The organism is Acetobacter garciniae (assembly GCF_017377735.1).
GTDB classification, from domain to species: Bacteria; Pseudomonadota; Alphaproteobacteria; order Acetobacterales; family Acetobacteraceae; genus Acetobacter; species Acetobacter garciniae.
This window is the reverse complement of sequence record NZ_JAFVMH010000010.1, coordinates 1-23845: the sequence shown is the minus strand read 5'-3', so window position 1 is coordinate 23845 and position 23845 is coordinate 1. Positions and strand designations below refer to the sequence as shown.

Below are 23845 nucleotides of genomic sequence, written 5' to 3'. Positions count from 1 at the left end.
GTGACGGCCTTTGAAGCTTTTTGGAAAAAGCTTCACCAAAAACTTTTATCTTTTTTCAAAATGTTGTTTTGGTATGGGGTTTCCAGCGGTTGAGCAGCAGCGAATTGCTGACGACCGAAACCGAACTCAGCGCCATGGCGGCACCCGCCACCACCGGGTCCAGCAGGCCGAAAGCCGCCAGCGGCAGGCCCAGAATGTTATAGATAAACGCGAAAAACAGATTCTGGCGGATTTTACCCACCGTCGCGTGCGACAGTTCTATGGCATCGACCACCGCCATAAGGTTGCTGCGCACCAGCACGATATCAGCCGTTTCAAGCGCTATGGCCGCACCCGCCCCTATGGCAAAGCTGACATCGGCACTGGCCAGGGCCGGGGCGTCGTTAATCCCGTCCCCCACCATGCCCACGCACCGCCCGGCCCCTTTCAGCCTGCCGATTTCAGCCGCTTTTTCGCCCGGCAGCACCCCGGCCAGGACGGTTTCAATCCCGACCTGGCCTGCCACCAGCCGGGCGTTCCGTTCGTTATCGCCGCTCAGCATGATCACGTTCAGGCCGCGTTGCTTCAACGCCGCAACCGCATTGCGTGCTTCAGGGCGGATCTGATCGGCAAGGGCCAGATAGCCGACAACGCTCCCACCCCGGGCCACGCCAATAACCGTGCGCCCCTGATCCTGCCAGCCATGGACCAGGGGCAGATCCACCACGCAGCCGCCGGCTTGCAAAAAATCGGGGGAACCCAGCAGTACGGCCTGCCCGTCCACCACCCCGGTAACACCCTTGCCCGGTACGGCCTTGAAATCGGCCAGTTCGGGCACGGCAATGGCCTGGCTTTTCGCATGATCCATGATCGCGCGGGCCACGGGATGTTCGGAATTCTGTTCCAGCGCGCATGCCAGGCGCAGCAGATCGGCAGGGGTAGCACCCCCTACCGCCTGCAGGGCCGCAACACCGGGGCGACCCCGGGTCAGCGTGCCGGTTTTATCCAGCACCAGTGTTGTCAGCCTGCGGGCCTGTTCCAGCGCATCGGCATTGCGGAACAGGATGCCAACCTTTGCCCCAAGCCCCGTGCCCACCATAATGGCCGTAGGCGTGGCCAGCCCCAGCGAACAGGGGCAGGCAATGACCAGAACCGACACCGCATTGACCAGGCTTGCACTCATGTTCCCCATGATCAACCAGCCCAGCCCGAAGGTGAGTGCCGCCAGACCCAGCACGGCGGGGACGAAGATGGCCGAAACCCGGTCAGCCAGGCGCTGCACGCTGGCCTTGCTGCCCTGCGCCTGCTGCACCATGCGCACGATGCTGGCAAGAACCGTCTGCTCCCCCACACCGGTCGCCCCCACGCGCAGCGCGCCGGTCTGGTTCACGGTGCCCGCGAACACCCGAGCCCCCACCGCCTTGGCCACGGGGTTGCTCTCCCCCGTCAGCATGGCTTCATCCACCTCGGACGCACCACCCTGCACAGTGCCATCCACCGGCACGCTTTCACCGGGCTTGACCACGAACACGTCGCCCACGCCCAGATGTTCGACCGGTTCATCCACCACCACACCGCCCCGTTCGACATGGGCCATGCGCGGTTGCAGCCGCAAAAGGCTTTCCATGCCCGCGCGCGCACGGGCCTTGGCGCGGGCTTCCAGCAGGCGGCCGAGCAGCACAAGGGTAACGACCAGGGCCGCGGCCTCGAAATAGACCGGCTGGTCCAAGCCCAGTAGCGTGACCACGGTGCTGAAGACAAAGGCAACACCCGTGCCCAGCACGACCAGCACATCCATGGTGGCGGCACCGTTGCGCACCGCGTGCCAGGCGGCGGCATACATGCCGCGCCCACACCAGAACAGCACCACCGCCGCCAGCCCGAGCTGGAGCAGGCGCGGCATTTCGCCGCCATGGGTTTGCCCCGCATTCATTGCCCCCGCAGGCATTGTCCCTGTGAGCATGCCACCGGCGGGCATTCCCCCCGTGTGGTAGCCCACCATCATGGCCAGCATCTGCACGACAAAAGGCAGGCTCAGCACGGCTGCGAGCGCAAAATTGGCCCACTGAGCCCGCATTTTTCCATCAGGCCCGTCTGCCGCCTGTCCAGCGCCGTGCTGGCCGTCCGCTTCGGGCTGATAAAGCCGCGCGCCGTACCCCGCTTTTTCTACGGCGGCGATCAGGGCGGCGTTATCCACCACCCCTTCGGCAAAAGTCACATGGGCGCGCTCTGTCGCCAGATTGACCGTGGCCGTTACGGATGGCAGGGCGTTCAGCACTTTTTCCACCCGGGTGACACAACTGGCACAGCTTAACCCTGTCAGGGCCAGATCCACGCTGTGGCGTTCGACCGTAAAACCCGCCTTGTCCACGGCATCGAGGACGGTGGCCAGCGGGGCCGTACCATCGGCCAGACTGACCTGCGCGCGACCCGTCGCGAAATTGACCGAGGCCTGAACGCCGTCGAGCCGGTTGAGCACTTTTTCGACCCGGGCCGCACAGCTTGCGCAGGACATGCCGCCAACCGGGAAACTGACAGTCTGGCTCATAGGCACGATACTCCGCTCATCCGGCCCGGCTGGACCGCGACACGACAGGGCACTGGCCTGCCCACCGGTTACCCGAAAAGGCCCAGGAGGCATGCCTGGATCCTGACCTGTTGCTATATATGCCCCCCAGGGGTATATTCAAGCCATGATACGCTGGCTTCGTGCGACTGTAACATTCCTGTTCTGCTTCGGTATCGCGGCGGGCATGGTGGGGGCTGCGCGCGCCATGCCCGGCTTTGCGCAGGCCAGCAGCACCATCTTCCACACGCCACGAACCCAACTGACCGCCCCCTGCGATATGCTGCATGCCCATGCCGTACCGCCCATTCATGCCGTGGCCCGCGCCACAAGCCAGATCACAGGCCCCATCATAGGCCAGTCCGCCGGTTTTTCACACTCCGCGGCCCACACGCCCCTGACCCCCTGCCCTCTTTGCGATACTGGCCCCGCTTCCGCATCCGGCCATGCGGGAATTGGAAATATGGCGGCCCCGCATCCGGCAGACCTGCACGCGCACGGGCACCCCCAAGCCATGCCGTGCTGCGAGACGACCTCCCTGTTTTCCGCAGCTTTTATCCAGCCTGCCGGTATCTTGCCCGTGTTTGCCCTGCCTGCGCGCGCGCCCGTGCCGCTGAGCGCCGCGCCCATTCTGGCAGGCCAGCGCACGGCACCGTTACTGCCCCCGCCCCGACCGCACGCCGCCTGACTGAGTTGAAGGGGCAGCCCCCTTCGCGTAACAGCCAAGAGCCGTGCCGTTCTTTCGGCATGGCGTGCAGAACGGATGACCAGCCATGCCTGTTTTCCCGCCATCGGGCGCAAGTGGGCCCACACGCCGCCGGTTCCTGGGCGGTGCTGGCGCGCTTGCCGCCATCAACGCCCTGCCCGTGCATAACGCCGCCCAGGCCACTACCTTGCCGGTCGGGCAGGTGCCGCCCGATCCTTCCAGCACATACGACCTTGTCATAGGGCACGCACAGATCCGCATTCTGCAACGCCCCCAGCGCGCGCCAACGGTCAATGGCAGCGTGCCCGGCCCCATCCTGCGCTGGCGCGAGGGCGATACGGTCACGCTGAATGTCCACAACACATTGGCGGAGGAGACATCCATCCACTGGCATGGCATTCGCTGCCCCGCCGATATGGACGGCGTGCCGGGGCTGAGCTTTGGCGGCATTGCACCGGGGTCGACCTTTACCTACCGCTTTCCCATCAGGCAAAGCGGCACATACTGGTACCACAGCCATTCCAACATGCAGGAAGCGCTGGGCGTGTATGGCGCCATTGTCATCGACCCGCTGGAAGGCGAACGCCAGCAATACGACCGCGATTACGTGATCCTTCTTTCCGACTGGTCGGACGTGGACCCGCGCGATATTGCCAGCAACCTGAAATTCCAAAGTGATTACTATAATTTTCGCCAGCGTACCGTGGCGTCCTTTTTCCCCGACGCGGCCCGTCAGGGGCCGGGGCCCGTGCTGCGTGACCGCCTGCAATGGGCAGGCATGAACATGTCGGCCACCGATATTTCCGATGTCAGCGGCATTATCTACACCCAGCTGCTGAACGGCCACGCACCGGATGCCAACTGGACAGGACTGTTCCGCCCGGGGGAGCGTATCCGGCTGCGGTTTATCAACGCCTCGACCATGACATTCTACGATATCCGCATTCCCGGCCTTGCGATGGAGATGATCCAGGCCGACGGCAATGCGATCGAGCCCGTAATGGTCGATGAATTTCGCATAGGCGTTGCCGAAACCTATGACTGCATCGTGCAGCCGCCCGACAGCCAGGCCTACACCATTTTTGCCCAGAGCGAGGACCGCACCGCCTATGCGCGCGGCACACTGGCCACGCGCATGGGCCAGTGTGGGCCCATACCCCCCATGGACCCACGGCCGGTCCGCAGCATGGTGGATATGGGCATGGCCCATGGGCATATGGTCGGGATGGGTAACATGGCGGGAATGGGGGGCATGGGCCGCGCCGCATCCGCAAAGCCCCCGCCGCTGAATGTGGAAAACCAGAATGTAGCCCCCATGCCCACCAACCGGCTGGCCGATCCGGGCGACGGGCTGGGGGGCGCGGGCCGCCGTGTCCTGACCTATGCCGATTTGCGGGCCGTGCGCCCCGGCGTGGACCCGCGCCCGCCTTCGCGCGAGATCACCCTGCACCTGACCGGCAATATGGAGCGCTATATCTGGGGGTTCGACGGGCGAAAATTCTCCGAAGCCGATCCCATTCCCCTGCGGCTGGGCGAACGCGTGCGCTTCGTGCTGATCAACGACACCATGATGGAACACCCCGTTCACCTGCACGGATTATGGAGCGAGCTTGAAAACGGCCAGGGGGCCTACAACCCGTTCAAGCACACGATCATCTCCCAGCCGGGCAGCAGGCTGAGCTATCTGGTCAGCGCCGACACGCCGGGACTATGGGCCCTGCATTGCCACCTGCTCTACCACATGGATCTGGGCATGTTCCGCACGGTGGTGGTGTCATGACCATACGCCCGATCCCCCGCCGGTTTTCCATGATCGCCGGTATCCTGCTGCTGCGGATCTGCGCTGGCGGGGCCGCGCTGGCCGACACGCTCCAACCCGGCGCGGCCCCCACTCCCGTGGCGCAGGACATGGCCGCCATGACCATGCCTGTCCCGACCACGGCCAGCACCATGGACATGAAAGACATGGACATGAAAGACACGGGCGACATGGAAGGAATGGACGACATGCCCGGCATGGAGCGAAAGAAGCCGCTCCGGCAGAAGCCCCCGAAAGCGGGGAGCCAGCCAGCAGGCGGCATGCACGCACCCTCCCCCGCCCTGCCCCATGCGCACGACATGAGCGGGCATACCACCATACCCGAAGCATCGGCCCCGGTCGCGCGCGGTAGCATGGCAGCGCCCACACCAGCGACACAGGCCATGCCGGGGGGGGCGATGCATGTCTCGCTCCCTGCCCTGGCACCCAGTGCGCGCTGGCCCGCCACCCCCCCGCCCGTGCCGCATGTGCGCTATGTGCACGACATGCCCCCCGTCATGGACCATGACACCTATTTCCATGTGCTGATGGACCAGCTTGAAGGCCGCTACAGCGCGGGGAACAGCCTGTTCCGCTATTCCGGCCAGGCGTGGTTCGGCACCGATTACAACAAGCTGTGGCTCAAATCCGAAGGGCTGGTGAACGGGCATGGCACCATGGCCGACGGGGATCACGAACTGCTTTATGATCGCGCCATTTCCACCTATTTCGATGTGCAGACCGGCCTGCGGCTGGACCTGGACAGCGGGCCTGTGCGGGCGTGGGGCGCAGTCGGCGTGCAGGGGCTGGCGCTGTATTTTTTCGATGTCTCGGCCACGGCTTATTTCAACAACCAGGGTGTGGCGGGCAAGCTCGAAGGTTCCTACGACCTGCTGATTACCAACCGGCTGATCCTTCAGCCCCAGGCGGAACTGAACTTTTATTCCCATGCCGATGCGGCGCGTGACACCAGCACGGGGTTTTCGGATATCGATGCGGGATTGCGCCTGCGCTACGAATTCACGCGCAAGGTGGCCCCCTATATCGCCTTCACCTATATGGGCCATTACGGCGATACGCGCGGCCACGCGGCTATGGGCCGACAGATGCCTGCAAACGGGCCCGAGGACTTGCGCTTCACCTTCGGCATTCGCACCTGGTACTGAACACGAAAGGCAGGATTGGCAGCCAGCCCGCCCCGGTCCTGGCCATGGTTTTGTCCGGATGTTTGCAGCAGGCGTTAAAGTTTTTTGACAAGGCAGGTTTTACCCAACCCCTGCTTTGTCAGACCCGCCTGTTCGCTCTACAACCGTACCGCACACAGATCATATAAGGCGCACGACCCATGGCGACCGACAAACCCGGATGCGGAGCCTGTTCACCCGGCCAGACAGGCGAACGACACGTGATCCAGCCTGACAAGACAGCGCTGATCAACCGCCTGCGCCGGATCGAAGGCCAGATCGGCGGTGTTACCGCCATGGTGCGCGAGGACCGCTACTGTGTGGATATCCTGACCCAGCTTTCCGCCATCCGCTCGGCGGTTGATGCGGTCAGTATCCGTATTCTGGAAACACATGCCAAAGGCTGCGTGCGCCAGGCCATGCGCGACGATGACGGCGATGAAACGCTTGAGGAACTGATGGGCGTAATCCGAAAAATGATCCGCTGATACATCAGGTTTTCGTAACACCTGACGCCGCAGGCGGGGAGCACAGCCCGGCCCCGCCATGTGCGTTCAGGCCTGCACCACCTGCCGGGCACGGCCAGCCGTGCTTTGCGCGGCACTGGCCGCGGGCAGGCCGAGCAGGCGGCACAGGGCCGCGCTGGAGAGAGCGCGGTTGAGCGTATAGATATGAAAATCCTCCACCCCGTGCCGGCGCAATGTGGCGCATAGCTGGGCGGCGATGGCGGTCGTGACTTCGGCCCGCAAGGGCGGGTCCGCATCCAGCCCGTCGAGCTGGCGCAGGAGTTCGGGCGGCATATGCGCGCCACACTGCGCGGCAAAGCGGCGGGCCTGGGCGACATTGGCGATGGGCAGGATACCCGGCACGATCGGGGCTGTAATGCCCGCACCCGCAGCCTTGTCGCGAAAGCGCAGGAATGTCTCGGGCGTGAAAAAGAACTGCGTGATGGCGCGCGTGGCCCCCGCATCCAGCTTGCGGCGCAGGTTATCGAGATCGGCCTGCGGGCTTGCGGCCTCGGGGTGGGTTTCGGGATAAGCGGCGACTGAAATTTCAAAAGGGGCGATGGCCCGCAGCCCCGCCACCAGTTCAGCCGCATTGCGATACCCCGCCGGGTGGGGCGTAAAGGCCGACCCCGGTTCGGCTGCATCCCCCCGCAGCGCGACAATATGGCGAATGCCGCAGTCCCAATAGGCACGGGCAACGGCATTCACCTCCTCCCGGGAAGCGCCCACGCAGGTCAGGTGCCCCGCCACGGGGGTACCCGTGGCACGCACCAGCGCGGCTGCGGCCTGCAGGCTCCGCTCCCGCGTGGAACCACCTGCACCATAGGTCATGGAAACAAACTCCGGCCCGAATGCCGCAAGCTTTTGCGCTGTTCCCATCAGGGTTTTTTCCGCCTCGTCCGAACGGGGTGGAAAAAACTCGAAAGAAACGCGGGCAGTCGCAGGCGGCACGATAGGGCTGGGGGAGTCTGTCATGTCTGTTTTCTCTTACTGCTGTTTGCACGCCGGCCCGGGCGCAGGGTGCTGGCTGCCCCAATCCTGATGACAAGGGTGGGTTCAACTGCGGCCCATTGACGGGTCTTGCGCCCGCAATCGGGGTTGAGCCAGATCTGCCCGGCGGGACGTCACTGCGCGGTCCGATGCATCCGCACCGCACGCGCCGTCACACCCCGTTCAAGGACCGTGGCAAGACTGCTCCGCCCCTGCCTTGCCCATGCACGGACAACCCTGGCGAAGGGCAGATAAAACTAACCAGATCATCCTGTCAAACTGATTGTGTATATAAGGTTATAGTTATATAGAATGATCCATGACCCAAGCCGTAACCCTTTTCCAGGCCCTGGCCGACCCCACGCGCCTGAGAATTCTCCTGCTCCTGCATGAAATGGAGCTTTCGGTTGGCGAACTTGCGCACGTGCTGGGCCAGAGCCAGCCGCGTGTATCGCGCCATATCAAGATCATGGATCAGGCGGGACTGATCGTCCGCCGCAAGGAAGGCAACTGGGTGTTCCTCTCGCTCGGGGACAGGGCAATCACCGCCCCGGCCCTTGCGGCCCTGCATGCGTGGGACCGCGAACCCGTGCCAGAACGCGTGGCCGACCATGCCCGGCTGGCAGCTGTCAGATCAGTACGCGCGATGGAGGCCGAAGACTGGTTCGAAACCCACGCCACACAATGGGACGCCCTGCGGTCCCTGCATGTGCCCGAAGCGGATGTTGAAGCCGATATCCTGCGCCTGCTGGCCCCCTGGCCCACGGGCCGGCTGCTTGACATCGGCACCGGCACGGGGCGGATGATCGAATTGCTGGGGGGCCAGGCCGAAAACGCGATTGGTGTTGACCGCAGCCCAAGCATGCTGCGGCTGGCGCGGTCCAAGCTGGATGAAAACCCCGCCATTCGCGTGGAATGGCGCCAGGGCGATCTATACGCCCTGCCCCTGCCCGCGCAGACGGTCGATACCGCCATCATGCACCAGGTGCTCCATTACGCGCAGCACCCCGCAGCCGCCATTGCAGAGGCCGCCCGCGTGCTGGCACCGGGCGGGCGGCTGCTGGTGGTCGATTTTCTGACCCATAACCGCCAGGACCTGCGCGAACGCGCGGCCCATGCATGGCTGGGCTTTTCCGACACGCAGATGCGCAGCTGGCTGGCCGATGCCGGTTTTGAAAAAACCCGCTCCGTGGAACTGCAGGGCGCATTGCATGTCATGCTCTGGCTGGGGCTGCGCCAAAGCCCGTGACAGAACCTTGCATGCCACTGAAACAACCCGCGCCACCGACAAGAGTGCTTACAGGAATGTTAAAAGTTTCTGGACGTCGCCTTTTTTTCAAAAAAAATTGACGTTTCCTGAAGCTTTTTGAAAAAAGCTTCACCAAAAACTTTTATGCATTACCACGATATTTCGGGGTCGAGTTTTGAAATAGCCCTTCTTGCGGCACGATGCCGCGTTACGGTGCGGGGTTGGAATGCACCTGATGGATGGCGTTGATTTTCTCTTCCAGTTCGGGGGTAATGACAAGATCGACAGAGCCAAGAATGGTCTGAAGCTGCTCGATACTCGTCGCCCCGATAATGTTGGACGTAACAAACGGGCGCGATGTCACAAACGCCACGGCAAGCTGAACCGGGTCGATCCCTTCCGCCCGCGCCAGGGCCAGATAGGCCTCGATCGCATCGTCCACACCCGGCTTTTCGTAACGCTGCCCACGGTTGAACAAGGTGGTGCGGGCACCGGCCGGGCGCGCGCCGTTCAGGTATTTGCCGGTCAGATACCCCTGTGCCAGCGGTGAATAGGCCAAAAGCCCCACCTTTTCGCGCAGGGCCATTTCCGCAAGCCCGATTTCGAACGTGCGGTTGATCAGGTTATAGGCGTTCTGGATGGAGACCACGCGCGGCAGGCCCGTCCTGGACGCCGCCAGAAACTCCGACACGCCCCAGGCTGTCTCGTTCGACAGGCCGACATGGCGGATCTTGCCTTCGGATACCAGATCACCCAGAACCGCCAGCGTTTCTTCTATCGGCACTTCGTCCGCAGTCGCGATATCACTGAACGTGGTGCCGCCCGCGCCGAACAGGCCAATCTGGCGATCCGGCCAGTGAAGCTGGTAAAGGTCGATGTAATCCGTGCCAAGCCGACGCAGCGAGCCTTCCAGCGCGTAGCGGATCTGGCGCGGTGTCAGCCGGGCTTCCTCCCCACCGGGGCGAAACCAGGGGGACGTGCTGCGCCCCACCACCTTGCTGGCGATCACCAGCTTGTCCCGTCCGCCCCGCGCCTTGAGCCAACTGCCGATAATGGTTTCCGTCGCCCCATAGGTCTCGGCCCGGGGCGGAATGGCATACAATTCAGCCGTGTCGATGAAATTGATGCCGCGATCCACTGCGAGATCGAGCTGGGCATGGCCTTCGGCTTCGGTGTTCTGCTGGCCAAATGTCATCGTGCCCAGGCAGATTTCACTGACCGCAATACCGGTTCGTCCGAGTTCGCGCTGTTTCATGTGAGAGACCCGATTGAAAATTACGTTCAAAAACAAGTCTCCCATCATGGAAGCAATGGGGCCCATGTTCAAGGCCGCCCCCCTTGTCCCGCCTGCCTTGCCCCGCCTGCCTTGCCCCGCCTGCCTTGTCTGTGCCGGCCCATCACATCGGGCGGAACAGCCTTGAAATCGGCACCCCGTTTCCGGCACGCTGTCAGGCCCGTGCCACCCGCCAGGGCGGTCAATCGTTCATCATGCCCAAGCGTGGAACCGCAACGCCGCACCTTCGGGTCATGCGAAGGAGGATGACAATGGAGCGACTGTTGTCAAAGATACGATCAGTCCTGCCGCACCGGCTGGCTGCCGCCCTGCTGGCTGCCTGTTGCGCCACAGGCATGGCGCAGGCCCGTCCGCTGCCCAGTGTTCCCCCCGGCTTCACCCTGAATGTGCTGAGCGATCAGGTGCCCGGCGCGCGGGAGATCGCACTGGGCCCGCCGGGTCTGGCCTTTGTCGGCACGCTGAGCGAAGGCGTGGTTTACGCCGTATCGTGGGATGCCGCCCAGCCCGAAAAACCCGCACGCGTGCGTATTATCGCCCGCGACCTGGATGCCCCTGCGGGTGTGGCGTTCCACGATGGCGATCTTTTTGTTTCCGCCACCACCAGAATTGTGCGGCTGCGCGACATTGCGCACCACCTGGACAGCCCGCCGGCCCCCGAGGTGGTAGCGGATCACCTGCCGTGGAAAGAAGGCGATCATTACTGGAAGTTTATTGCCTTCGGGCCTGACGGCAAGCTGTATGTGCCCATTGGTTCGCCGTGCAATATCTGCGAAACCGGGCATGATTTCGGCAAGCTGATGCGCATGAATGCCGATGGCACCGAGCGTGAGGATATTGCATTCGGGCTGCGCAACAGCGTGGGGCTGACATGGCCCGTAGGGGCCACCGCCCCTTTCCCGCTATACCTGACCGATAACGGCCGCGACTGGATGGGCGATACCAAACCCAGCGATGAACTCAACCGGCTGGACCGGCCGGGGCAGGATTTCGGCTTTCCGCACTGCCACCAGGGCGACCTGCCAGACCCCGAATTTGGCGCAGGCCATTCCTGCGCCGACTACACCGCGCCGATCTTTCTCCTTGGCCCGCATGTGGCGGCGCTGGGGCTGAGGTTCTATGAAGGCAGCATGCTGCCCCCCGCCCTGCGCGGCAGCCTGATCGTGGCCGAGCATGGATCGTGGAACAGTTCCACCCCTGTCGGCTACCGGGTGGTGGCCGTGACGATGCAGGGTGGCAAGCCGGTGGGCGAGAACGTGCTGCTCAACGGGTTGAGCGAGCGCACGCCCCTGGCCCGCCCGGCGGATGTGCAACCCCTGCCCGACGGTTCGGTGCTGATTTCCGATGAAATGCACGGCAGGCTCTTCCGGCTGACTTACACGCAAGCCCGATAAAACATGGCCGGCAAAACAGAACCGGTAAAAGCGCGGGTAACGGGGGAATAGACCGCCCCCGTACACCAGTCTCTATCGTGGCTGCCGCGCATATGCGCCATCGTGTCAGAACAGTGCTGATGCAGCCAGAACGCATGGCGAACGGAATCCGCTTTCATTTTCGTGGTGTTGTGCGTAAGACCCCCCAAGGACCGGCAGCGGCTTGTAAAGCGGATGTGGGCTGCCGTTTCTTGTTCCTCCACTACATGGCGTTTTTTGGCGATGGACCCCAGGACTCTTATTTCCGGCATGGCGCTGGCATTGGGGGCTTATGCCTCCTTTTCGATCAGCGACGCCTTTTCAAAGCTGCTGGCGGGGCAACTGGACCCCTTTGAAGTCGCGTTTTCGGGCGGGGTCTTCGGCTTTCTGATTCTGCCGTTCATCCGAAAGCCGCATGAATCGTATCTGGACGTGTTCCGCCCCAAGAAGAAAGCCATGTGGGTGTTGCGCGCGGCCTGCGTCTTTGTCGCCACCGCCGCCAGCGTGGAAGCCTTCATGCTGCTGTCCATGCCCGAAGCGCTGTCGCTGATGTTCCTGATGCCGCTCTTCGTCACCATTCTCTCGGTCGTGCTGCTGAAGGAGAAAGTCACGCTATGGGCCTGGCTTGCGGTCGTGCTGGGCTTTATCGGGGTGCTGATCGTCCTGCGCCCTGGCGTGCGCCCGCTCAATATGGGGCATCTCTGCGCGCTGGTGGCGGCCTTCGCCAATGCGGGCAGTGTCATCGCCTATCGCCTGGCCGACAAGGAAACCGTGCGCCTGTCGCTGTTCGGATCGAGCCTGATCGGCCCGCTGGTGGGCAATGGCCTGCTGATGGGGCTGCACGCGACATGGCCCGCCACCATAACCGCATGGGTCTATCTGTTCGGCTACGGGTTCCTGGCAGCCCTTGGCCAGTTGCTGATGATGCTGGCCACGGCCCGCGCACCCGCCAACCGCGTGGCCCTGCCGCAATACACCCAGATGGTCTGGGGCGTTGTGCTGAGCTACGTGGTGTTCCACCAGCCGCTGGATGGCTGGACCTTCGTGGGTATTTTCGTGCTTACGGCATCGGGCATGCTGAACTGGATCCGCCAGCGGATCCGCTACGAACACATGGCCATGAAAGAACGCCTTGAACGCAAGAAAGCCCGCAAGGCCGCCAAATGGCAGGCCAGCCAGGCCCAGAAAACCTGACGGCCTGCATGGGCAACCGGCGCGTTGACTTAGCGCCTGTTTCAAAAGCCAGCCAGATCGGTCTGAGCGGGTCTTTTCGGGCCTGAATGCGTTGGCTTCTTGCCCCGATACCCCCGTCGCGACTGCGAAGCCGCCTTTTGGAACGCTGTCCGATATCGTCCCGGCTTTTATTCCGTTCCGAAAGAAAAAGGGCTCTCCCTCATGATGAGGGAGAGCCCTTTTCGTGCGTTCTCAGCCCTTGCGGGGCAGGACGGCTTTAGTTCTTGCTCTTGTCCACCAGGCGGGACTTGGCGATCCACGGCATCATGCCGCGCAGCTTTTCGCCAACCGCTTCGATCTGGTGGGCGTCGTTGCGTGCACGGGTAGCCTTGAAGAACACGTTGCCGGACTGATTTTCCAGCACGAAGTTGCGCACGAAGGTGCCGTTCTGGATATCCGTAAGGATTTCCTTCATGGCCTTCTTGCTTTCCGCCGTGATCACACGCGGGCCGGACACGTATTCACCATACTCCGCCGTGTTGGAGATGGAGTAGTTCATGTTGGCAATGCCGCCTTCGTAGATCAGGTCCACGATCAGCTTCATTTCGTGCAGGCATTCGAAATAGGCCATTTCCGGCGCGTAACCGGCTTCGACCAGGGTTTCGAACCCGGCGCGGATCAGTTCGACCAGACCACCGCACAGAACGGCCTGTTCACCGAACAGATCGGTTTCGACCTCTTCCTTGAAGCTGGTTTCGATCGTGCCCGCACGGCCACCACCGATGGCGGAGGCATAGGACAGGGCAATTTCAAGCGCGCTGCCGGACTTGTCCTGCGCAATGGCGACCAGGCAGGGCACGCCGCCGCCACGCTGGTATTCGGAACGCACCGTGTGGCCGGGGCCCTTGGGGGCGATCAGGAACACGTCCAGATCGGGACGGGCTTCGATCAGGCGGAAATGGATGGACAGACCATGCGCGAATGCCAGGGCGGCACCCTGCTTCAGGTTCTTTTCCAGCGATTCCTTGTACAGCGCGCCCTGGCCTTCATCGGGGGTCAGCACCATCACCACATCGGCCCAGGCGGCGGCCTTGTCGGGTGTCATGACCGTAAAACCGGCATTGCGGGCCTTTTCAGCCGCGGTGGAGCCTTCACGCAGACCGATCACAACGTCCTTGACGCCGCTGTCCTTGAGATTGTTGGCATGGGCGTGGCCCTGGCTGCCATAGCCGATGACCGCGACCTTCTTTGTCTTGATCAGGTTAACGTCGGCGTCACGATCGTAATACACGCGCATGGCCATTTCTTCTTCTCCCTCCTGCCGGAGACACCCTCCGGCGTTGCTGTGTGCTATACTTCAGAAATTCTGAATTGTCTGCGGTCCCCGGCAGATGGAAGCCACGCCCGTGCGTGAGACCTCGACCAGCCCGAGCGGACGCATCAGCTCGATGAAACTGTCCAGCTTGTCGGTCGAGCCGGTCAGTTCGAAAACAAAGGACGTGGCTGTCGTATCCACGGCCCGGGCGCGAAAGGCCTCGGCAATGCGCAGGGCTTCCGTGCGGGGCTCGCCCGAGGATACGACCTTCACCAACGCCATTTCCCGCGCGACATGCGGGCCTTGTGCGCTCAGGTTCACCACGCGTGAGACCGGGACCAGGCGTTCGATCTGCACCTTGACCTGGCCTATGGCCGAAGGCGTGCCCGTGGTTACGATATTGACCCGCGAGATCGCCCCGATCTCATCCACCGGGGCGACTGTCAGGCTCTGGATATTGTAGCCCCGCCCAGAAAACAGTTCGACAATGCGGGCCAGGGCGCCGCTTTCATTGTCCACCAGAAGCGATATCACGGCAGAGCCGGAAATTTCGTGCTGCATTACCCAGAATTCCCCAAATCAGGCCAGACGGAAGACAAACATGGGGTGCACCGGGCACCCCGTGGCGTTCAGACCAGCATCTGCCCTTCCTGGCTGATCTGCGCCCCGCTGTCTTCCTGTTCGGGGCCAAGGATCATTTCGTTATGCGCGGCCCCGGACGGGATCATGGGAAAGCAGTTTTCCCCTTCCGCAACACAGATATCCACCATGACCGGCCCGTCATGGGCCAGGGCTTCGCGAATGGTGTCGTCAAGCTGGTCCAGCCGGGTCACGCGCAGGCCACGGGCATGGAAGCTTTCCGCCAGTTTCACGAAATCGGGCAGCGCATCGCTATAGCTTTCGGAATAGCGCGAACCATGCAGCAGTTCCTGCCACTGGCGCACCATGCCCATGTAATGGTTGTTGATGATGAAGATCTTAACCGGCAGGCGGTACTGCGCGATCGTGCCCAGTTCCTGGATGTTCATCAGGGTCGAGGCCTCGCCCGCGATATCCATCACAAGCGCATCGGGATGGGCCACCTGCGCGCCAACGGCCGCGGGCAGGCCGTAGCCCATGGTGCCCAGCCCGCCCGATGTCAGCCAGCGATTGGGCTTGTCGAACTTGAAGAACTGGGCCGCCCACATCTGGTGCTGCCCCACCTCGGTGGAGACATACATGTCCCGCCCGGTCTGGCGCCCCAGTTCGAAAATACGGCTGATCGCCTGCTGCGGCTTGATAACGGCATCGGGGGCCTGGTCCTGCTTGAAGCGCAGGCAGTCCAGCGCGCGCCAGCCTTCGATCTGCGCCCACCAGGCGGTCAGGTCCGCCGCATGGGCATAGGCCGGGGGCTTGAGCCATTCCTCGATCATCATGGCAATGGTCTCGCCCACGTCGCCCACGATGCCTTCATCCACATGCACGATCTTGTTGATCTGCGACGGATCGATATCCACATGGATTTTGAAGGAGCCGGGCGAAAACGCGTTCACGCGGCCCGTCACCCGGTCGTCGAACCGGCTGCCAAGGGCCACCAGCACATCGCAGCCATGGGTGGCCAGGTTGGCCTCGTACGTGCCGTGCATGCCCAGCATGCCCAGGAACTGGCTGTCCGTCGCCGGATAGGCGCCAAGGCCCATCAGGGTCGATGTCACGGGAAAACCCGTCAGCTTCGCCAGCTTGCGCAGCGCCTCGCTCGCCTGCGGGCCGGAATTGATAACGCCGCCGCCGATATAGAACAGCGGCCGCCTGGCGGCCTTCATGGCGGCCACGGCGCGGGAAACGGCGGCGCGGTCGGGTGTCGTGCGGATCTTGCCGGTGCGCGGTGTCACCGCCTGCGCACTTATATAAGGCGCATCCCCCACCGTGATATTCTTGGGCAGGTCCACCAGAACGGGGCCGGGCCGGCCGGAGCGGGCAATGGCGAAGGCCTCATGCACCGCGGGGGCCAGGTCTTCGGGCCTGCGCACCAGGTAGTTGTATTTGGTCACCGGGCGGGTAATGCCGGTCGTATCGGCTTCCTGAAACGCGTCGTTACCGATCAGGGCCGTAGGCACCTGCCCGGACAGGCACACCAGCGGGATGGAGTCCATCATCGCATCGAGCAGGCCGGTCACGGCGTTGGTGGCACCCGGGCCGCTGGTCACCAGCACCACGCCAACCTTGCCGGTGGAACGGGCATAGGCTTCCGCCGCGTGCACGGCCGCCTGTTCGTGCCGCACCAGAATGTGGCGTATATGGTTCTGGCGGAACAGCGCGTCGTAAATCGGCAGCACCGCGCCGCCAGGATAGCCGAAAATGACCTCGACCCCCTGCTCGACCAATGCGCGCAAAAGCACTTCCGCACCCGGAAGGGTAACAGTGGCCTGGGCGGCGGATGGGGCCGGAGCGATGGTCGTTGTCATGGTGTCCTCTCTTCCCTGATTGGGAGCAGGGCGCATGTTTATGCCTTGTTACAATGGGCGTCAACCCCGTTGTGTAATAAAAGAAATGATATCGCTTTGGTTTCTTTCCAAAAATTGCGTAAAATCAGAAAAATCAGCGTCAGAAAAACACGCATCGCGCGTACAGGTCAGGTTTTCGGCCGCGAGATCGTGATGGGCGAGCCACGTGGCCTGGCGTTTCGTATACTGTCCCGTCGCGACAATGGCCCGGCGGGCCGCTTCCCCGATCGTCAGGTCTCCGGCCAGCATGGCGGCAATTTCGGGCACACCGTGGGCCCGCATGGCAGGCAATGCGGGATCAAGCCGTTGCGCCAGCAGGGCGCGCACTTCCTTCACCGCGCCACGCGCCAGCATGGCCTCGAACCGCGCGGCTATGCGCGCGCGCAGCACGGCGCGATCGGGCAGGAGGCGTATGGCCGCAAAGCGGCAATCCGCCGGTGGCAGGCCCGGCTGCGCCTGCCACCACGCAAGGCTGCGGCCGGTGGCCTGCCAGACCTCCCACGCGCGGGTGATGCGTTGGGAATCCTCCGCCCGCAACTTTGCCGCCATGTCCGGGTCGCATTCCGCCAGCCGGGCATGCATGGCGCGCGGCCCCTCACGCGCCATCAATTCGCGCGCGGCAGTGCGGATATCTTCCGGGCACGGGGGCACAAGGGACAGGCCATGCGTGAGCGCACGCAGGTACAGGCCGGTGCCCCCGCATAATATGGGCAGGCGGTCACTTGCCCATGCCTCCTCCATGGCGGCCAGGGCGTGGTTACGCCACCAGGCCACGCTCCCGGTCTCGGACGCGGGCAGGACACCATAAAGACGGTGGGGAACCTCGGCCTCCTCCGCTGGGGTGGGGCGCGCGGTCAGCACGCGCAGATCGCGATAGACCTGCATGGAATCCGCGTTGATGACCGTACCGCCAACATGCCGGGCAAGCGCCAGCGCAAGGGCGGATTTGCCCGAACAGGTCGGCCCCGCCACGATCAGGGCCCGGCTGGGCGCAGCATCGCCCCCCTGCACACCGGACGACGCAGCATGGGGCGCGCCAGAAGGCACATTATCGACCCCGCTGGCCGCACTTTCCCCGCCCGTCGGGCTGGCTGGCCTGTTCGCGGCGGACATATCGCCCATGAATGGGCCGCCAGGGCGCGTATTTGCGGGGTGTTCTGCTTGCTTCATGCCCGTATTCCTGCCACACACCCACCTGCCATGACGAGCCTTGTTCTGACCCTTGTCGCCCGGCGTGAGGCAACATCCCTTACCCCCGCGACCATCGCCCTTGCCCGCGACGCCGTGTCCGCCACGGGCGAGACAGTGACCCTGAGCGCTGGCGAGGCCGTGGACATACCCTCCCCAGCCACGGCATGGGACAGCCTGCCCGCCCTGCGTGCGGAACTGGATACGCAGGCGGTGGATGCGATTCTTACCCCTGCGCAAAACCGCCGCAAAACCCTTCTGGTTTCGGACATGGACAGCACCATTGTCGCCAATGAAACGCTGGATGACATTGGCGTCCATGCGGGGCTGGGTGACAAGATCGCGGCCATTACCACCCGCTCCATGAATGGCGAACTGGATTTTGCCGCCTCGCTGCGCGAACGCGTGGCCCTGTTGCAGGGACTGCCGACATCGCTGCTGGAAAAAGCCTGGCGCGACGTGACACTCAACCCCGGTGCGGTCGAACTGGTGCGCACCATGCGCGCCCATGGTGCCAGAACAGCGCTGGTTTCAGGCGGGTTCACCTTTTTCACCGCCCGTGTGGCGGCCCTTTGCGGCTTCGATGAAAACCACGCCAACACGCTGCTGACCGATGCGGCGGGCACAACCCTGACCGGCCAGACCGGCCAGCCCATTCTGGGGCCCGACGCCAAGCTGCACCTGCTGGAAACCCTGGCCCGTTCGCAGGCCGGCCTTTCTGCCGCGCCGCTGCCCCCCCACCGGACCTCCCCCGAGGGAACTATCGGGGCCGCTGCCCCGGCTAGCAAGCTGACTGGCACATGGGCTGGCACGCTGGCGGGCACCCTGGCCATTGGCGATGGTGCGAACGACCTGCCCATGCTGCGCAAGGCTGGCCTTGGCCTGGCGTTTCATGCCAAACCGGTGGTCAAACGTGATATCATGGCCCAGATCAACCATACCTCACTGCGCACGGCCCTGTTCGCGCAGGGCTATCCGGCTTCGGCTTTCGTTTCCGGGTAGGGGTAGGGCAAGGCGGCGCAAGGCAGCGAACACGACGACAGGAAGGCAGACCATGCAGTTCGACCCGCGTGATATTTCAAACTACCCTATTGTCCGTGTCATTTGCGCAATTCTGGGCTGCGGTCTGGTCATATATTGCCTGACCTTCTACATCGCTTTGCCGCAGGACACGCCCGAACACGTCATGCGCCACATCGCCGCCCTGATCGTGGGCACGCTGCTGCTGCTCGGCACGATCTGGGCCTGATCGCCGTTTCCCCTCAAAACCGGCCCCCCCCCCCCCCGCGCCTGGCAAGCAGGTAGCGGGCGTTTCCTGTGCCCGCACCGATACGCAATGCGCCCCCGCCAACCGGCCGCGCGATTTGTGAGGCATTCAGATGCGCGACAGGCCGGCAGAGTCGCGCCATATAGTAAAAAACAGAAACCATAGTTTTATATTGTTTCTATATAAGCCTATGCGCGTTCTTCCTATCGTGGGGCTACAGCCTGGCACCGTGAATGGTGCCGGCGCGTTGCACCCATGAACCGAAGGACCATGACCATGGCCAGTTATTCCCCCGTTCGCACGTCCGCCTGGCGCGATTCCGCCCTGCTTTTCGCCCGCCTTGCGCTGTCCAGCCTGTTTATTGTCATGGGCTGGGGCAAGCTGAGCGACTATTCAGGGGCCGTTGCGTATATGACGCAGACCAGCGCGCCGTTTCCGGCCCTTGCGGCCATTGTTGCGATCATCGTGGAACTGGGCCTGGGGCTGGCCCTTGCCCTGGGCGTTCTGGTCGAACCGCTGGCCATCGTGCTGGCACTCTACACGATAGTCACCGCCTTTATCGGACACCATTTCTGGACCATGAGCGGCATGCTCCGCTACGATATGATGATCCATTTCTACAAGAATATCAGCGTGGCGGGCGGGCTGATCGCTCTGGCGGCAGCAGGGCCCGGCCGCTACCGGCTGGCCGGGCCCCACATGCCCGCGCGGACCTAGAACCCCAGCCTTCTGTGGATTTCCTCGACCAGTTCGGGCGTGTCGTCCAGCGGCCCGGTCTCCCACGGGGGGGGCAGGCGGTCATCCGCGTCGTCCAGCACGCGCACGCGCCCGCTCAGTTCCAGTTCCTCGACAAAGCTGCTGATACGGCGCGAGCGGCCGGGCAGCGGGAATATGGTCACCGGCGCATGGCCCGCCACGGCTTCTGACATCATGGACACGCTGTCTATGGTCACCACCAAATTATCGGCGCAGGCGATCAAGCCGATATAGGGGTTTTCCCCCGTGCCGTCCCATACCTGGCCGCCGACATCGCGCGTGCAGTCGTTCAGCGCCTGCCGCGCCGCCGGGTCGGTCCGGCGTGAAGGGGTAATGACAAGGCTGCCGCCCTGGGTGCGCACCGTCTGCGCCAGGATCTGCCCCAGCCTGCGGGCTTCGACTTCCCCAAAGCGGAAGCGCCCGTTGGAACCCCCGACCAGGGCTACGGTCAGCGGGCGCGGCAGATGGGCCAGGCGCGGTTCCCAGACCTTGCGAGCTTCGGCCAGGATTTCGGGCGTCAGCCCATGCACGGCCGTGCGGCCGAGCAGCACGTTGGGGCCGGAAATATCGTCATGGCGGCAGGCCACGACCAAGTCGAAGCGCGACAGGCGCTGGCGCGGGTTCTGCACCTGTATCACGGGCCGCCCCATCGCACGCAAGGCCGCGCCCATGGCCCCACCCTTGCCGCCCACGCTGATCACGACATCGCAGGCCTTTAAGACCGGGTTATGTTGCAGGTCCTGCCCGTCATGATCGCGCAGGAAGGACCGGCCCAGCCAGCGCGGGCCGCCCAAAGCCAGGCGCGCCACGCGGTCGGGGCGGACGGGGCAGAACACTCCGTGCCAGCCGGCCCGTTCCATCAGCCCCAGGGCCTGCGAGCGCATGCCCGCGAAATCTTCCCCCACCACAAAGGCGTTGGGTACGGCACCACCATCCGCATTATCGGCAACCGGGCCGAAATGCGGGTTTGCTTCTGTTTCCAGCTCAGCATAGTTTGCGCTCGTCATGTCGCGCTTTCCCCTGCTACACCCTGCCCGGGCGAGCAAGCTGCGCGCCACATGGCCTGCTGTCCTTGCAGCCTGCACAGGGGATATGCAAGGCATGTTTGAGCATTCCAGACCATTGATAAGGCGATACTATGTCCGGCGGCTTCGAGGATACGGGCCTTTCTCCCGCTTTATGCGCCCTGGCCACGCAGGCGGGCATGACGGAACCCACCCCCATCCAGCAGGCCGCCATACCCGCCATTCTGGCCGGGCGGGATCTTCTGGCCACCGCCCCCACCGGCACGGGCAAGACGGCGGCCTATGCGCTGCCCCTTATCCAGAAACTGCTGGCCGCCCGCCGGCCCCGCAGCGCGCTGGTGCTGCTGCCCACGCGTGACCTGGTGCTGCAAACCGCAAAGGTGTTCCGCGCCTGCACGGGGGCTGCGACAAAAACCACCAGCGTGAAGGCGGGCGCGGCCAAAGGGCCCGGCAAGGGCGGAGCGGCGAAAGAGCACGCGGGCAAGACAGCGGGCACGGACAGTGCCGGTGCGGCCGGGCTTCTGCCGATCATTCCCATTTTCGGCGGTGTGGACAAGATCGAACAGACCGCAGCCCTTGACGCCATGCTGGACAGCCCGGCCACCCGCAACGCCAGCCATGTGCTGATCGCCACCCCTGGTCGCCTGCTCGACCTCGTGCGCGCGGGCATATGCAACCTGGACGACTGCACCCATCTGGTGCTGGACGAAGGGGACAGGCTGCTCTGCCCCGAATTCCTTGAAGAAACCTCGGCCGTGCTCGATTACTTACCCAAGCCGCGCCAGACGCTGGTTTTTTCCGCCACCCGGCCCGATGAGCACAAGGCCATGCTGGCTGCCCTGCTGCACAAGCCCGAAGATATTGTGGTCGAACGCACGCCCGGTCGGCGCGGGCCGATCCGCCAGGGGGCCCTGTTCATCGAGAACACCCATAAGCCCGATTTCCTGAAAACGTTTTTCCTGCGCGCCCCCAAAATGCGCAGCATCGTTTTTGTGCGCACCAAGGCCGAGGCCGACCAACTGGCCGCAACCCTCAGGAAAGCAAAGCTGGCCGCCGCCCCCCTGCATGCCGACCTGACGCAGGACAAGCGCACCAGCACGCTGGCCAGCTTTGCCTCCGGCCGCCTGTTCATTCTGGTGGCGACCGATGTCGCCGCACGCGGGCTGGATATTCCCTCCGTCAGCCAGGTGATCAATTACGACGTGCCCGACCAGCCCGAAACCTACCTGCATCGGATCGGCCGCACGGGCCGGGGCAGCCAGAAAGGCTCGGCCCTGACGTTGTGCGCCGCCGCCGAACGGGCACGCCTGCGGCAGGTGGAAGTGGGGGTGGATGTCAAGCTCCGGATTCTCAGCGAAAGCCAGGCCCTCCCCGCACCGGCCCCGGACAGGACCGCGACAAAAGCCGCGCGGCCAAAAACCACGCCCGCCAAAAGCCCCGGTCGATAAGCGCCTTTATGCGCCAAAACCCGGCCTGAACGCCCACCCGGCACCTGATTACGCGGTACGCGCAAGTGTTGGGGCGGGTGCCGCTGCCCGCCGGGGGATTGCAGCCTGCGCCCAGCCGAACCATACTTCGGCGCGATGCAGCCCGGCCCATTCCTTCCCCACCCGCCTTGCTGGAGAATAACGGCCCCAGCCTTGCCGCATGGGGCGGGCCGTTCATGACGTGCGCATCCAAACGCCACACGCAAACGGGGCATCGGGTCCGCTTTCGCGCTTTGTCCGAAACCCTGCCCCCGCCCCTGCCACCGTTGCCCAACGGCACGCCGGAATTCGAACTGCCCGACCTGTCGGCCTGGCTGGGGGGGAATTGCGGCATCCGGGGCGTGCAGCATTTCGAAAGCAGCAAGCCCGGCCCGCATGCCGTCATCACAGCGCTGATGCATGGGAACGAACCCACGGGCGCTTATGCCTTGGCCCGCCTGCTGGCGGAACAGACTACCCCGCGCCATGGCCGGCTGAGCCTGATTTTCCTCAATCTCGACGCCTATGCGATGTTCGATCCCGCCAAGCCCATGCAGTCGCGCTTTATCGATGAGGACCTCAACCGCCTGTGGCAGCCCGACCTGATCCGCTCGGCCCATGCCTCGGTTGAAATGCGGCGGCTGCGCGAGGTGCTGCCAGTGATAGAAACCGCCGACCTCCTGCTTGACCTGCACACCATGCCCTGGCCCGGCCACCCGCTTTTCCTGACCAATGCGGCGCGCAGGAACCTCGCCCTGGCCCGCCTGCTGGCCGAAGCCCAGGCTGGAACACCCGCCCCCAATAACCGGGTGCTCGATCAGGCCCTGCTTCAAACCCCATCGCAGGGGCCTGCCACCCGGGGTGGCCCGCGCACCCCCGCCCGCCCGCCGACCGTGGTGCAGGATAACGGGCATCATGACGGTATGCGGCTGATCGATTACGGGCGGTTTTCGGGCATGCGGGGGCAGGCCCGGGCGTGCCTGCTCGAAGCCGGGCAGCATTGGCAGGGCAGTGCCGCCGAACAGGCCCTGCTGAGTGCCCGCCTGTTCCTGGCCCAGGCTGGGCTGTGCGCGTTGCCCCCCGCCACGGCGCAAGCCCGGCGCGAAAACGCCCCCCAGCCCCGATCCGCCGCCGTGACGGATTGCGTCAAGGCGCTGACAGCGGGGTTTACCTTCATACGCCAGTTCCAGAGCGGGGATATCGTGCCCACGGCAGGCACGGTCATCGCCTTTGATGGCGCGGATGAAATCCGCACCCCCTACGATGACTGCCTGCTGGTCATGCCCAACCTGCGCCCCCGGCGCGGCCACACGGCCGTAAGGCTGGCACGGCTGAGCGCCTGAGCGCCTGAGCGCGAGCGGGACGGAGGCGGGCTTCCGCGCCCAGCCCCTTAACGGTTTTGCAAGGCTGCACGGGCCATGATGCCAATAAAAAAGGGGTGCGGAGCATTACAGCCCCGCACCCCCGTTTTTTACGTGCTACCGATTTTAA

Annotated in this window: 20 protein-coding genes; 12 read left to right on the top strand and 8 right to left on the bottom strand. The window is 64.0% G+C overall.

All coding sequences use genetic code 11. From position 1 onward, the window contains the following. Positions 1-55: 55 nt before the first annotated feature. Positions 56-2527 (bottom strand): heavy metal translocating P-type ATPase, encoded by a 2472-nt coding sequence (locus J2D77_RS14725; RefSeq protein ID WP_207847088.1) that lies wholly within the window; start codon positions 2525-2527, stop codon positions 56-58. A gap of 145 nt (positions 2528-2672) precedes the next feature. Here J2D77_RS14725 and J2D77_RS14720 point away from each other — a divergent pair, with 145 nt between their 5' ends. From J2D77_RS14720 to J2D77_RS14705, 4 genes are all read left to right on the top strand, one after another. Then, entirely contained in the window at positions 2673-3233 is a 561-nt protein-coding gene (locus J2D77_RS14720; RefSeq protein ID WP_207847087.1) for a hypothetical protein, read from the top strand. A gap of 85 nt (positions 3234-3318) precedes the next feature. Beyond that, on the top strand, positions 3319-5031 hold the full coding sequence (locus tag J2D77_RS14715; protein WP_207847086.1) for a copper resistance system multicopper oxidase: 1713 nt from the start codon (positions 3319-3321) through the stop codon (positions 5029-5031). A gap of 299 nt (positions 5032-5330) precedes the next feature. Further along, positions 5331-6215, top strand: a complete 885-nt coding sequence (locus J2D77_RS17560; RefSeq protein WP_407927109.1) for a copper resistance protein B — start codon at positions 5331-5333, stop codon at positions 6213-6215. A 179-nt stretch (positions 6216-6394) separates the two neighbouring features. After that, complete coding sequence (locus tag J2D77_RS14705) at positions 6395-6721, top strand: metal-sensitive transcriptional regulator (protein WP_207847084.1); 327 nt, start codon at positions 6395-6397, stop codon at positions 6719-6721. 66 nt (positions 6722-6787) lie between these two features. Here J2D77_RS14705 and metF read toward each other — a convergent pair whose 3' ends face one another. Next, positions 6788-7714, bottom strand: a complete 927-nt coding sequence (gene metF / locus J2D77_RS14700) for a methylenetetrahydrofolate reductase [NAD(P)H] (RefSeq protein ID WP_207847082.1) — start codon at positions 7712-7714, stop codon at positions 6788-6790. A gap of 334 nt (positions 7715-8048) precedes the next feature. Here metF and J2D77_RS14695 point away from each other — a divergent pair, with 334 nt between their 5' ends. Beyond that, positions 8049-8978: an ArsR/SmtB family transcription factor gene (locus J2D77_RS14695; protein WP_207847081.1), complete on the top strand. Its 930-nt coding sequence runs from the start codon at positions 8049-8051 to the stop codon at positions 8976-8978. A gap of 208 nt (positions 8979-9186) precedes the next feature. Here J2D77_RS14695 and J2D77_RS14690 read toward each other — a convergent pair whose 3' ends face one another. After that, positions 9187-10233, bottom strand: a complete 1047-nt coding sequence (locus J2D77_RS14690) for an aldo/keto reductase (RefSeq protein WP_207847080.1) — start codon at positions 10231-10233, stop codon at positions 9187-9189. 290 nt (positions 10234-10523) lie between these two features. Between J2D77_RS14690 and J2D77_RS14685 the strand changes: the two genes are divergently transcribed. After that, the gene (locus J2D77_RS14685) at positions 10524-11663 is read left to right on the top strand and encodes a PQQ-dependent sugar dehydrogenase (RefSeq protein ID WP_230975849.1); all 1140 of its coding nucleotides are present in this window, start codon (positions 10524-10526) and stop codon (positions 11661-11663) included. 261 nt (positions 11664-11924) lie between these two features. Continuing rightward, positions 11925-12875, top strand: a complete 951-nt coding sequence (locus J2D77_RS14680) for a DMT family transporter (RefSeq protein ID WP_230975848.1) — start codon at positions 11925-11927, stop codon at positions 12873-12875. A 256-nt stretch (positions 12876-13131) separates the two neighbouring features. Here J2D77_RS14680 and ilvC read toward each other — a convergent pair whose 3' ends face one another. The 4 genes from ilvC to miaA form a co-directional block, all read right to left on the bottom strand. Continuing rightward, positions 13132-14151: a ketol-acid reductoisomerase gene (gene ilvC / locus J2D77_RS14675; RefSeq protein ID WP_207847166.1), complete on the bottom strand. Its 1020-nt coding sequence runs from the start codon at positions 14149-14151 to the stop codon at positions 13132-13134. Positions 14152-14211: 60 nt separating this feature from the next. Continuing rightward, positions 14212-14730, bottom strand: coding sequence for an acetolactate synthase small subunit (gene ilvN, locus J2D77_RS14670; protein ID WP_207847079.1), 519 nt, complete (start codon positions 14728-14730; stop codon positions 14212-14214). Between the two features lie 68 nt (positions 14731-14798). After that, on the bottom strand, positions 14799-16649 hold the full coding sequence (gene ilvB / locus J2D77_RS14665) for a biosynthetic-type acetolactate synthase large subunit (protein ID WP_207847075.1): 1851 nt from the start codon (positions 16647-16649) through the stop codon (positions 14799-14801). Between the two features lie 24 nt (positions 16650-16673). Next, a complete protein-coding gene (gene miaA / locus J2D77_RS14660) occupies positions 16674-17822 on the bottom strand; it encodes a tRNA (adenosine(37)-N6)-dimethylallyltransferase MiaA (protein ID WP_230975846.1) in 1149 nt (382 codons plus the stop codon). A gap of 30 nt (positions 17823-17852) precedes the next feature. On the opposite strand from miaA, the gene J2D77_RS14655 reads away from it, so the two are divergent. From J2D77_RS14655 to J2D77_RS14645, 3 genes are all read left to right on the top strand, one after another. Next, complete coding sequence (locus tag J2D77_RS14655; protein ID WP_207847073.1) at positions 17853-18842, top strand: HAD-IB family phosphatase; 990 nt, start codon at positions 17853-17855, stop codon at positions 18840-18842. 52 nt (positions 18843-18894) lie between these two features. Then, positions 18895-19089, top strand: coding sequence for a hypothetical protein (locus tag J2D77_RS14650; protein ID WP_207847071.1), 195 nt, complete (start codon positions 18895-18897; stop codon positions 19087-19089). A gap of 294 nt (positions 19090-19383) precedes the next feature. Then, positions 19384-19824, top strand: a complete 441-nt coding sequence (locus J2D77_RS14645; RefSeq protein ID WP_230975845.1) for a DoxX family protein — start codon at positions 19384-19386, stop codon at positions 19822-19824. On the opposite strand, the gene J2D77_RS14640 is transcribed toward J2D77_RS14645, so the two are convergent. Further along, positions 19821-20747, bottom strand: a complete 927-nt coding sequence (locus tag J2D77_RS14640) for a mitochondrial fission ELM1 family protein (RefSeq protein ID WP_230975854.1) — start codon at positions 20745-20747, stop codon at positions 19821-19823. The genes J2D77_RS14645 and J2D77_RS14640 overlap by 4 nt on opposite strands. Positions 20748-21001: 254 nt before the next feature. Here J2D77_RS14640 and J2D77_RS14635 point away from each other — a divergent pair, with 254 nt between their 5' ends. Next, positions 21002-22336 carry a DEAD/DEAH box helicase gene (locus J2D77_RS14635; protein ID WP_207847068.1) on the top strand — a complete coding sequence of 445 codons (1335 nt, stop codon included), beginning with the start codon at positions 21002-21004 and terminating at the stop codon, positions 22334-22336. A gap of 215 nt (positions 22337-22551) precedes the next feature. Next, a complete protein-coding gene (locus tag J2D77_RS14630) occupies positions 22552-23697 on the top strand; it encodes a M14 family metallopeptidase (RefSeq protein WP_207847067.1) in 1146 nt (381 codons plus the stop codon). Positions 23698-23845 lie beyond the last annotated feature (148 nt).